The following is a 10,986-nucleotide window of genomic DNA, read 5'->3' on the forward strand; positions in this document are numbered from 1 at the left end:
GCGCTAGCCGTCGCTGGGTCGGGCAAAATCAGCATCTTGAGAAAAAAGAGTACCCCTGCCGTCAGGTAAACCCAGATCATTAGTGTTCCTCCATTAGGGTTGGGGTGTGGGGTATGGGGGCGAGATCGTCGTCGCGGTAGAGCTTGGCCTCTGCGATCGCCTCTGGTAGCTCAGTCGCAAAAATTTCCGCCAGCCGCCGCACCCGCACCAAAATGTGGGGGGCTACTTCCTCGGCGTTTGGTTCAGGTCTATCCATCAGGCAGATGCCGTGCACCTCTTTGGCAGCCAGGGCCTGGTGCAGGGCCTGGTCATCGGCGTAGGGCACCAGCTCTAGCCGCAGCTGGTAGCGCTTTAGCATGGCCCGCAGGTAGTCGAGCATGGGCTGCCACTGCAAGTTGTTCTTTGCGCCCTCGCCCTCCAGCACTCCCAGCCGCATCACCAGCGACGATCGCACCGCCACCACGTAGAGGGTAATGGCCAGCATCGTCCCCACCAGGGCCTCGGTCAGCGCCACATCAGCGCCGCCCAGCATGGCGTAGACCAGGGCTGCGATCGCCCCCAAAATGCCCCGCATAATCAACGCCTGGTAGGGGTTCGACTGAAAAATCACCATCGCCGCCGACAGCGGCAGCAGCAGCATAATCGCGTAGGCATAGCTGCTCATAATCGGGCTATCCGCCATGACCCACCTCCTGCCCAACGTCATGAGTACCGTCATCGGTAACGCAGTAGGCCAGCACGTAGCCCAGCACCGTATTCCAGATCGACAGCGAGATCAGCGCCAGCACCAGCAGCGGCCACTCGTGGGGAATGCGCAGCAGCAAGCCCACCACGATCGCCATCGACCCCAGGGTATCGGCCACCGATAGCCCGTGCAGCTTGTACAGCACCGATCGCCGACCCAGCAGGGGCCAGGTGCCCCAATACCAAAACACCAGGCCGAGAATAATGCATGTATAGCTGAGAATATTGATCATGTTAAATCCTCCACTAAGACTTCCTATATAAAACGTTTTCCATACTCATAAACTGTTCCCAGAGGGTTATCCCTGCCCCTCTTGTTAAGGGGGATAAAAACGGTATTTTCATCGCAAAAACTGGGGAGATCGATGCCATGCTGAACTTCATTTCACTCTAGAGAACAACACCATAACTATCTCTCGCTTCACCCATCCATTACGTCATTAACTCGTTTAATAATTTGGGCCAGCAGCATCAGAGCCGCATTGCCCACGCTGAGAATTAGCACCCCCACCACGCCGATCATCCAGTCGTCTTGCAGAACGGCAATGACCAGAATGATCACCGAGGTTTTAGTAGAAATACTGGCAAAAGCGAGCATGCGCTGCCAGATATCCTCATCCTGAAGCGCTTCAACCATCGGTATTAGCAGCGCCCCAATCATGGCAATCAGCACCAGAGTCATGGGGTCTCCCTCCGCTGAATATAGTGAACTTCGTACCAGCCCCGACTGTGATAGCGCTGCACGATGGTTTTAGGCGTAAAGGTAATCAGAAAAATGTCTAGAAAAATCAGGCTGGGGGTGCGCCGAGGCTTAACCCGCTCCAAAACAACGGTTTCTTCGCGGTGGGGGTAAAGCATGATTTCAAAAGCTTCTTTATAGGCCTGGGGAATCGCCACCGCTACCTCCCCCAGGGTACGCAGCCAGTCTTTGAGCAGACCTACATTCGTGACCCCTCGGGGCAGCAAAATAGTCACGCCCACCCCAATCACAATGTTGGCCCAGCTTAGGTCAGCGGTGAGCAAAAACCAGATGGTCAACCGCAAAATTATGTTTAAATATCCCGTCATGCCAGCACCATGCCAAACAAAACCATCAGCATCACACTCATCACCCCAATCAAATGTTCAAACTCTTCTAATACCCGGGGCAGCTTCACCACCATCCGTTGAATAATGAGAAGGTAAACTAGCCAGCCCAGGGCAATAATGGCCAACGGTTTAGCGATATTGGCCAGACTGTAGGCGTCGTAGTAGGCCACATTGGCCACCACCAGCCCCGCTAGCAACAGCAGCACCGCCGGCCAAAACCCTCGCTTAACCGCTTGCGCTTTGACGGGGCTGTGGGGCAAGAAAATGAACTTAGCAAAGGAAATCGCTGTACCCAGGGCGGCCATATTCATAGCAATGACCTGCCAGGGCAGTAAATTTTTCATCGTCAACACCTTGGCCCCAAAGCCCGACAGCAGCGGAAAGCCGGAAATCGAAAAGCTGGCAATTACCAGGGCAATCCAAATCGGTGTGTGAATGGGCTGATCGTGCAGTTCTTTGAAACTGCGGCTGGGTAACGCGCCTGCGGTCAAAAACAGGGCGGCTTTGACCAGACCGTGGGTGAGGGCATAAAAACCGCCCACCTCGGGGGCCGCTAGCACAAACCCCATCTGCGACACCGTGTGAAAGGCCAGCATGCGCTTGGTGTCTTTTTCAAACATGGCGTAGGCGACCCCCAGCAGAGCGGTACCGGCCCCAAAAACGCGCACGATCGGGTCAATATCCTCCAGCATGAGGGCCAGACGCACCAGCGGAAACACTCCCGCCTTGACCACCACCCCCGACATCATGGCCGAAACCGGGGTCTCGGACTCTGAGTGAGTAAGGGGTAGCCACAGCCCCGAGACAAAAATGCCGCCCTTGGTCAGCAGCCCCACAAACAGCAGGGCCACGGCCTCGGTCGGGGCACCTTCTAGGGCCGTAAAGGCAAAGGACTGGTGAGTTTGGTAAATCAGCGCGGCCCCCATCAGGTAGAACAGCATGGCCGTATTGCTGACGAACAGGTAGCGCAGGGCTACCCACAGGCTGCGATCGCTGCGCGGATAGGCAATCAGCAAAAACGTGGCAATGCCGATCACCTCCAGCGCCACGTAGAGGCTGATCAAATCGGCGCAGATAAACGCCGCATTGACGCTGCCGTGGAGAATGATCGCCTGGATATAGAAAAAGGTGGTCTTGCCTCTGTACCAGCAGTAGAGAATTACAGCCGCCGTCACCAGAGCATTGGTGAGAATGAAAAAGGCGCTCAGGCTATCGGCCATCAGCGTGACGCCAAAGCTGTCGAGCAGTTGCCAACTCAGAGGAGCAGGCTGCCCAAACAGCACCATGGCGAAGGCCATCGACACCAGAGTGACGAGCAGAGCAAGAATGCGATCGCTCTGGGGCAGCAGGTAAATGCTAAACCCGACAAAAAACGGCAGGGTCAGCCACACCATTGTCATGACTAACATCATGCTATCCATGACCACGTGATCCAAAACAGCACCACCAACACCAAACTCATACTCCCCACCAGGTGGTCAAACCGTTCCATGACCCGGGGGAGAACCAGACCAATCCGCTGGAGCACCAGCCAGTGAATCAGACAGCCCAACCCAATAATGGTCAGGGCCTTGACTACATTGCCAGGGGCATAGGCGTCGAGATAGCCAAGGTTGGCCAGCAGCAGACCGCCCAACAGCAGCGTCAGCGCCATCCACAGGCCGGGCTGGGCCGCCCATCGATCGGCTTTAGCGGTAGGGCGATGGGGCAAAAAGACAAACTTGGCGTAGAGAATAGCCGTGCCGACAGCGGCACCATTGAGCACCGCCACCTGCCAGGGCAGGCCCTGCTTGAGGGTGAGCATCTTAGCGCTAAACCCGGCCAAGAATGGAAACCCCGAGATAGACAGACTGCCTATAGTCATGGGAACCCAGTAGGCGGTGTCGATGGGCTGCTGCCTCAGCACCGGCAGGCTACGGCTGGGCAGCTTGCCCACCACCAAAAACAGCGCCGCCTTACCCAGCCCGTGGGCCAGGGCATAGAACCCCGCCGCCTCAGGAATTGCCAATATCCAGCCCACCTGAGATAGGGTGCTACAGGCCAAAACCCGTTTGGTATCGGTTTCGACCAGGGCGTAGATCACTCCCAGCACCGCCGCCCCCACGCCAAACAATCGCACCGCCGGGTCCAGAGTTTCGACCATCAGGGCAAAGCGCACCAGGGGAAACACCCCCGCCTTCACCACCACCCCCGACAGTAAGGCCGAGACCGGGCTTTCGGCTTCAGAGTGGGTTTGAGGCAGCCACAGCCCCGAGACAAAAATGCCCCCCTTCACCAACAGACCCAAAAAGATCAGGGTTTGAGCTTCTGCCGAAGCCCCACGTAGCCCCGTAAAGGCAAAGGACTGCTGGGTTTGGTAGACCAGCACCGCCCCGATCAGATAAAACAGCATGGCGGTGTTGCTGATAAATAGGTAGCGCAGAGCCACCCACAGGCTGCGGTTGGTACGCGGATGGGCAATCAGCAAAAATGCCGCAATGCCAATCACCTCCAGCGCCACGTAGAGGCTGATCAAATCGGCACAGATAAACACTGCATTGATGCTGCCGTGGAGAATGATCACCTGAGTGTAGAAAAACTTGGCCTTATCCGTGCCCCAGCAGTAGAGAATGACCGCCGCCACCACCAGGGTGTTGGTGAGAATGAAAAAGGCGCTCAAATTGTCTGCCAGCAGCGAAACGCCGAAGCTATCCAGCAGGGGCAAGGCCAGGGGGGCAGGCTGGAAAAACAGCGTGATGGCGTAGGCCAGCGACAGCAGCGTCACCCCCAGCGCTAAAACCCGGTAGTCAAAAATTGACCTTGACGAGCGATCGCCCTGAGGCAGCAGGTACAGGCTAAACGCTACCAAAAACGGCAGGGCAATCCACAGTACAGTCCAGAGGGTCATGGCCGGTACTCCTCCTCAATAGCGCGGGTCTCCAGCGTGGGGTTGTCGCGAGCCAGCTTCATCACCGCCACCAGCATCAGCGCCTGAATCGAAAAGCCAATCACGATCGCCGTCAAGATCACCGCCTGAGGCACCGGGTCAGCATAGTTTCCCGCTGTACCAGCCGCCAGGATAGGGGTATACACCCCACCCTTAGCCGCCACCAGCACAAACAGGGCAATCACCCCAGTGCTCATCACATCCATCGCGATAATTTTCATCACCAAATTTTCCTTCAGCAAAATGCCAAAGAAACCCAGCAAGATAGTGGCGTAAACACAGGCGTAGAGCATTTTGGGTGGATGGGTAAGCGGGTGGATGGGTAGATGGTGTTGAGGCTAATTGCAGAGGTTAAAAGGCTCGTTTGCAGAACATAGGTTTAAACCGATGATCAGCTTGTCCTTTCCGTGAGGTGAAGGACGACGGAACGTCCTTCTCGATGGGGGTCTGGGGCCAGCGAATTGGCCCCAGCAGCAGATCTGGCTATTGCCCCCAACTGTGCGCCGCACAACCAACTACATAATCAACCTGACCAAAGACGGGGGTGATTTCGGGAAAATAGCGTAGTCTCTGCACGGTGCATTGCTTCGCGAATGCACCCTACGTCAACCGCTGTGCGCCGCAAAACCAACTACAGAATCAACCTAATCGTGGTGGGCAGTGCCCACCCTACAGTGGCTGCGATCGCTAGCTCAAAGCGAGGATCTTCTCTCTCAGAAACCGCCTAAGACGCCACATCAGCCGGTTCAGGAACAGCCTCCGCGATCGCCTCACTGCCCTTAAACGCAATCCGCAAAAACGGCGGAGCCAAAAACGTCGTCGCAATCACCATGATGATAATCGCCGCCTCCAAAGGCTTAGACAGCACCCCGCTGGCCGAACCAATGCCCGCAAACACCAGCCCCACCTCACCGCGCGGCACCATACCAATACCAATCGCCAGTTTATTCAGCGGCTGACCAAAGGCCGTCCAGCCCGTAATCACCTTGCCCACGATCGCTACCGCCAGCAAAAACACCGCAATCACCAGCCCTTCCCGGTTGGCTGCCACCGCCGGGTTCAACACCCCCAAATCGGCCTTGGCCCCCACCGTAACAAAGAAGATCGGCACCAAAATGTCGGCAATGGGCATAATCTGGCGATCAAGCTCTTTGCGCTTGTCGGTTTCATCCAGCACCAGGCCCGCCGCAAACGCCCCCAAAATCGCCTCCAGGTGAATGATATTGGCCAAAAAGGCCATCACAAAGGCAAAAGTAATCGCCGGAATCACCAGATTGCCGCGAGTTTGCAGCTTGTCTGCGATCGCCACAAACGACGTATTAAAAAACTTGCCTAAGAAAATTGCCCCCAGCAGAAACCCCGTGGCGCTGATAATCAGATACACCACATTGATCACATCCACTTCGCCGGTCTTGGCCAGACTGGCCACCACCGCCAGCACGATAATGCCCAGCACATCGTCAATCACCGCCGCACCGACGATAATCTGCCCCTCTGCCGACTTGAGCTGGCCAATCTCCGACAGCACCTTTGAGGTAATGCCAATGCTGGTCGCCGTCAGTGCCGCCCCCGCAAAAATCGCCGGAATCGTCGGCACGTGGAACAGCATCATCAGCCCCACTGTACCCAGCGCAAAGGGGGCCACCACCCCGACCACCGCCACGATCGCCGCCTGGTAGCCCACCTTTTGCAATTCTCGCAGGTCAGACTCCAGACCAATCTCAAACAGCAGAATAATTACACCGAGTTCGGCCAGCACCGAGATCACCTCGCTCTGGCTGCGAAACACCTCGGTCACCGCCTCAGGAGTGAGCCCGCCCAGCCACTGCAACAGCCCCATCAGCTGAGAGTCTGTCGCCACCGCCCCCGTTTCGGGAAACATAATCAGGTGCAGGGCCGACACGCCGACTACCACACCGGCCACCAACTCGCCCAGTACCGGCGGCAGATCGAGCAGCTTAGACAGCTCACCCCCCAGCTTACTGGCCACATAAATCACCACCAGGCTCAGCAGCACCCCAGCCAGTACCATCGGTCCAGTATCAGCCTCTGGAGTGGCCGCTAGCAAAGGCGCAACTAAAGGAGAGTCTGGCCACGGTAGCCAGGAAAGTGCAGAAACAGCGTCAGACATTAGCATTGATACCTCCTATGCTCTGAATCAACAAAAATTAGGAATGCAAAAACTTTGGTAGGGTAGGCACTGCCCACCAAGCTCTCAAGAAAATTCCATAACTCCCCAGCAGAACTCACCAAGCCAGCACCAGAGAAACACCTGCCAACGTCAGCAGGTAGCCTTTCAGCACTGAACAGAAAACCAAAGAGCAGACTCCGGTGTATTGCAGTCAGGAGGGGCTAGTTCACCCTGAGGCCCACCATCCTTATCTAGGCGATCTACACCAGAATCTGATGCTTTTACAGCGTTGCCGTACCCGGCTCAACCGCAATGCGGGGCGGCTCTACGCCATCTTTAGTGGCCAGGATGCGCAGCGCCGTCTTCAGAGCATCGGTGCGGGTTTCTGCCAGGTGTTCAGAGGGCACAAACCGCAGTGCTCCCAGCTTTTCGAGCCGCTTCAGGGTCTTGCCCCGCGCTCCGGCCAAAACCACGGGCCGATTGTCGTCGCTGGCATCCTGAATAGCATTCTCTAGGGCCAGGGCCGCCGTTACCCCCAGGTGGGGCACATCCTGCAAATCGATAATCAAGACATCGTGGGCATCCATCGCCGTATGCTCTTGGGAAATCGCCCGGGCGACGCCAAAGATCATCGGGCCGCTGAGGTGAAACATCAGCACTCGACCATTGGCCTGATCCATCAGCGCCTTGTCTTCGTCCGTTAGGGGTAGGTCTTCGTCAAAGTCGGTAATCGCCTTCACCTGGTCAGACTGAAGCTTGCTGAGGCGCTCGATGGTGAGCACGTTGGCAATAAAGACACCGACGCCAACCGCCACAATCAGGTCGACAAATACCGTCAGGAACATGACGCCATACATGATGGCGGTACCCTTCCACGAGACCTGGTGGGCTCGCTTCAAAAAGCTCCAGTCGAGAATGTCGAAACCAACCTTGACCGCAATCCCGGCCAGCACCGCCAGGGGAATCGCTTTGGTCAAGGGCGCGGCCCACAGCACCACCACCAGCAAAATGCCCGCTCGTACCAGACCCGATAGAGCCGTACGGCCCCCAGCCTGAATGTTTACGACCGTACCCATGGTGGCACCAGCACCGGGCATACCCCCAAACAGGCCCGACATCATGTTGCCAATGCCCTGACCAATCAGTTCTTTGTTGGAGTCGTGCTGGGTGCGGGTAATGCTGTCGGCAATCATCGCTGTCAGCAGGGCGTCAATACAGCCCAGCATCCCCAAGACCAGACCATCCACCAGCATGACCCGCAGCTGATCGGCGCTGAACATGGGCAGCCGCAACTCTGGCAACCCGGTGGGAATCTCACCAATCAGCCGCAGATCGGCCCCAGCAAATATTGTCAGGGCTAGCAGGGTACCGGCGACCAGCACCAGCAGCTGGGGCGGCACCCAGCGGCTAAACCGCTTGGGCATGAGAAACAGCACCGCCAGGGCAAAGGCACCCAGAGCGACCTCCGCCGGGTCGAGGGTGCTCACCATCTGGGGCAGGCTGGTGAGGGTGCCGACCACCCCACCCTTGGGGCTGGCGTGGCCCAAAAATGGCCCCAGTTGCAGAATGATTAGAATGACCCCGATGCCCGACATGAAACCCGAAATCACCGGGTAGGGCATCAGGGTGACGTAACGGCCCAGCTTGAGCAGGCCAAAGATAATTTGAAAAAACCCGGCCAGCATGACCACGGTAAAGGCCATGGCCATACCGTTATCGGGGTCTGCGGCAAAGAGCTGAGCGATGACGGCGGTAAACACCACCGTCATCGGCCCGGTCGGCTCTGAAATTAGCGTCGGCGTGCCCCCAAACAGCGCCGCAAAGAAACCAATAATGACGGCCCCGTAGAGACCAGAGGCGGCTCCAGCCCCCGAGGCGACACCAAAGGCCAGGGCCATTGGCAGTGCAATGACCGCAGCGGTGACACCTCCAAAGATGTCTCCGCGCACATTGCGGAAGTTAATTCGATTCGTGATGCCCATCGCCAGCACCTACGCTCCTTTATTGACTTGTGTAAATGAAAAAAACTTTGTCATCGAGAAAACTCTATGGAAAAACTGTATCACTTCTGCTTCAAAAAACCCAATCAGTGAGCAATTGGTTTTTCTAATCAAATAGACAAGGATTCGTTAGAGCTTTGGTGGCTACAGCGAGAGCCAGGGGTATGGATGACTCTCCATCTGCTCCCTGGCTCTCGCCTCTGCGGTTATGGCCGTGAGTGATTAAGCGGCTGCGGCCTTTTTCTTCGGGAACCAGTGCTTGAGCTGTACGGTGGCCAGAGCAGTGATCAGCGTGCCGACTGCGATCGCAACTATATAGAGCCCCACATTCTCTACCGCGTTGGGTATGGCCAGCACAAATACACCACCGTGGGGAGCCCGCAGAGTGCAGCCAAAGGCCATCGACAGCGCCCCGGTCACTGCCGACCCCGCAATGCAGGCGGGCAAAATTCGCAGGGGGTCGTTGGCGGCAAAGGGAATTGCCCCTTCAGTAATAAAGGAGATGCCCAGCACCGAGGCCACCTTGCCCGCCTCCTGCTCCGCCTGGTTAAAGTGCTTTTTAGAGATAAAAGTAGCTAAAGCCAGGCCCAGGGGTGGGGTCATGCCTGCCGCCATCACCGCTGCCATGGGGGCGTAAAGGTTGGTGGCGAGCAGACCCACCGCAAAGGTATAAGCCGCTTTGTTGACCGGGCCGCCCATATCGACTGCCATCATCGCGCCCAAGATCAGCCCCAGCAGAATGGCGTTGGTGCCGCTCAGCCCTTCGAGGTAGCCGGTTAGCCCCTCCATAATGAACCGCACCGGGCCGCCAAACACATAGACCAGCAGCAGACCCACGATCAGCGTGGCCAGCAGCGGAATCACCAGCACGGGCTTGAGACCTTCAAAGTTGGTGGGCAGGTTGACCTTGTCGCGCACAAACTTGGCCACATAGCCCGCCAGAAAGCCGGAGAGAATGCCGCCCAGAAAGCCCATGTTCAAATTCGCCGCCAGCATGCCGCCGATCAGGCCGGGGGCCAAACCGGGGCGATCGGCGATGGAAAAGGCAATAAAGCCCGACAGCACCGGCACAATCAGCGTAAACGCTGCGCCGCCACCGATTGCCATTAGCGCCGCCCCAAACGTGCCCTCTTCGGGGTTAATGCCAAACACAAATGACAGGGCAATGATCAGCCCGCCCGCCACAATCACCGGCAGCATGTAGCTCACCCCGGTCAGCAGGTGTTTGTAGGGGCCAGAGCGACTTTCAGAGCGCTCGGCCTTGGCCCGCTTCACCTCGTCAACGTAGCTGCCTGTTCCGCTACTGCCGCCTCCGGCCACAGGTGCATCCAAGGCCGCCGTTACCACATCGGTGCCGCTGTGAATGGCGGCCTTGGTGGAGGTTTCGTACAGCCGCTTGCTACCAAAGCGCGACAGGTCCACATGGGTGTCGGCGGCGATGATCACCGCATCGGCGCGGGCGATTTCTTCATCGGTCAGTGTATTTTGGGAACCAACTGAGCCCTGGGTTTCGACCTTAATGTCGTGGCCCAGCTTGGTGGCTCCCTGCTTGAGAGCCTCGGCTGCCATAAAGGTATGGGCAATGCCCGTGGGGCAGGAGGTAATGCCCACGAAGAATTTGGGTGCCGGGACTGCCTCTGGGGTGAAAACAGCAGCATCTTCCGGCAGCGGGTCGTGGGGATGAGGTGTAGTCTTAATAGGCCCTAGGTTAGGGGCGTGCCCGACTAGAGCCACAGCGCTCTGAATCACCATTTCGGTATTGCGAATGGCCTCGCTGGTGGAGACGGCGTAGACGGGTTTGCCTGTGAAGCGATCGCGCTCCACCGCCTCGTCGGCCCCCACAATTACCACATCGGCCTGCTGAATGTCGTCGGGGTGAAGGGCCGTGACCACAGCCCCGCCCTGGGCCTCGGTCGCAATCTCGTGGCCCAGAACCTGGGCAGTGCGTTTGAGGGCTTCTGCCGCCATCTGGGCATGGGCGGCGCTAGACACGCTAGCGGTAACGGCAACAATTTTGGTCATGATCAGTTTGGGTAGAAGGGTGGGTAGGTAGGAGGGTGGATGAGTGGATGGGTAGGAGGGTGGATGGGTAAGGG

The 10,986-nt window shown here is 57.5% G+C and carries 11 protein-coding genes; 1 reads left to right on the forward strand and 10 read right to left on the reverse strand.

The features are described 5' to 3' along the window. Positions 1 to 79 precede the first annotated feature (79 nt). From IQ273_RS24095 to IQ273_RS24125, 7 genes are all read right to left on the reverse strand, one after another. The gene (locus IQ273_RS24095) at positions 80 to 667 is read right to left on the reverse strand and encodes a DUF4040 domain-containing protein (protein WP_194025697.1); all 588 of its coding nucleotides are present in this window, start codon (positions 665 to 667) and stop codon (positions 80 to 82) included. Positions 668 to 671: 4 nt separating this feature from the next. Further along, the gene (locus tag IQ273_RS24100) at positions 672 to 977 is read right to left on the reverse strand and encodes a monovalent cation/H(+) antiporter subunit G (protein WP_194025689.1); all 306 of its coding nucleotides are present in this window, start codon (positions 975 to 977) and stop codon (positions 672 to 674) included. Positions 978 to 1,165: 188 nt separating this feature from the next. Next, positions 1,166 to 1,426 carry a hypothetical protein gene (locus IQ273_RS24105; RefSeq protein WP_194025690.1) on the reverse strand — a complete coding sequence of 87 codons (261 nt, stop codon included), beginning with the start codon at positions 1,424 to 1,426 and terminating at the stop codon, positions 1,166 to 1,168. After that, positions 1,423 to 1,812: a cation:proton antiporter gene (locus IQ273_RS24110; RefSeq protein WP_194025691.1), complete on the reverse strand. Its 390-nt coding sequence runs from the start codon at positions 1,810 to 1,812 to the stop codon at positions 1,423 to 1,425. Before IQ273_RS24110 ends, IQ273_RS24105 begins: the two co-directional genes overlap by 4 nt. After that, complete coding sequence (locus IQ273_RS24115) at positions 1,809 to 3,254, reverse strand: cation:proton antiporter (protein ID WP_313898229.1); 1,446 nt, start codon at positions 3,252 to 3,254, stop codon at positions 1,809 to 1,811. Before IQ273_RS24115 ends, IQ273_RS24110 begins: the two co-directional genes overlap by 4 nt. Next, on the reverse strand, positions 3,242 to 4,720 hold the full coding sequence (locus tag IQ273_RS24120) for a cation:proton antiporter (protein WP_194025692.1): 1,479 nt from the start codon (positions 4,718 to 4,720) through the stop codon (positions 3,242 to 3,244). Before IQ273_RS24120 ends, IQ273_RS24115 begins: the two co-directional genes overlap by 13 nt. Beyond that, positions 4,717 to 5,052 (reverse strand): cation:proton antiporter subunit C, encoded by a 336-nt coding sequence (locus IQ273_RS24125; RefSeq protein ID WP_194025693.1) that lies wholly within the window; start codon positions 5,050 to 5,052, stop codon positions 4,717 to 4,719. Before IQ273_RS24125 ends, IQ273_RS24120 begins: the two co-directional genes overlap by 4 nt. A 300-nt stretch (positions 5,053 to 5,352) precedes the next feature. On the opposite strand from IQ273_RS24125, the gene IQ273_RS34495 reads away from it, so the two are divergent. Beyond that, positions 5,353 to 5,487: a hypothetical protein gene (locus tag IQ273_RS34495; RefSeq protein WP_255534670.1), complete on the forward strand. Its 135-nt coding sequence runs from the start codon at positions 5,353 to 5,355 to the stop codon at positions 5,485 to 5,487. Here the strand turns inward: IQ273_RS34495 and IQ273_RS24130 are convergent. From IQ273_RS24130 to IQ273_RS34995, 3 genes are all read right to left on the reverse strand, one after another. Beyond that, entirely contained in the window at positions 5,484 to 6,890 is a 1,407-nt protein-coding gene (locus tag IQ273_RS24130) for a cation:proton antiporter (RefSeq protein WP_313898230.1), read from the reverse strand. The genes IQ273_RS34495 and IQ273_RS24130 overlap by 4 nt on opposite strands. Before the next feature lie 281 nt (positions 6,891 to 7,171). Continuing rightward, on the reverse strand, positions 7,172 to 8,872 hold the full coding sequence (locus IQ273_RS24135; protein WP_194025695.1) for a SulP family inorganic anion transporter: 1,701 nt from the start codon (positions 8,870 to 8,872) through the stop codon (positions 7,172 to 7,174). Positions 8,873 to 9,112: 240 nt separating this feature from the next. Beyond that, on the reverse strand, positions 9,113 to 10,912 hold the full coding sequence (locus tag IQ273_RS34995; RefSeq protein WP_194025696.1) for a PTS fructose-like transporter subunit IIB: 1,800 nt from the start codon (positions 10,910 to 10,912) through the stop codon (positions 9,113 to 9,115). Between the last annotated feature and the right edge of the window lie 74 nt (positions 10,913 to 10,986).

Origin of the sequence: Nodosilinea sp. LEGE 07298 (genome assembly GCF_015207265.1) — a bacterium.
GTDB lineage: Bacteria > Cyanobacteriota > Cyanobacteriia > Phormidesmidales > Phormidesmidaceae > Nodosilinea.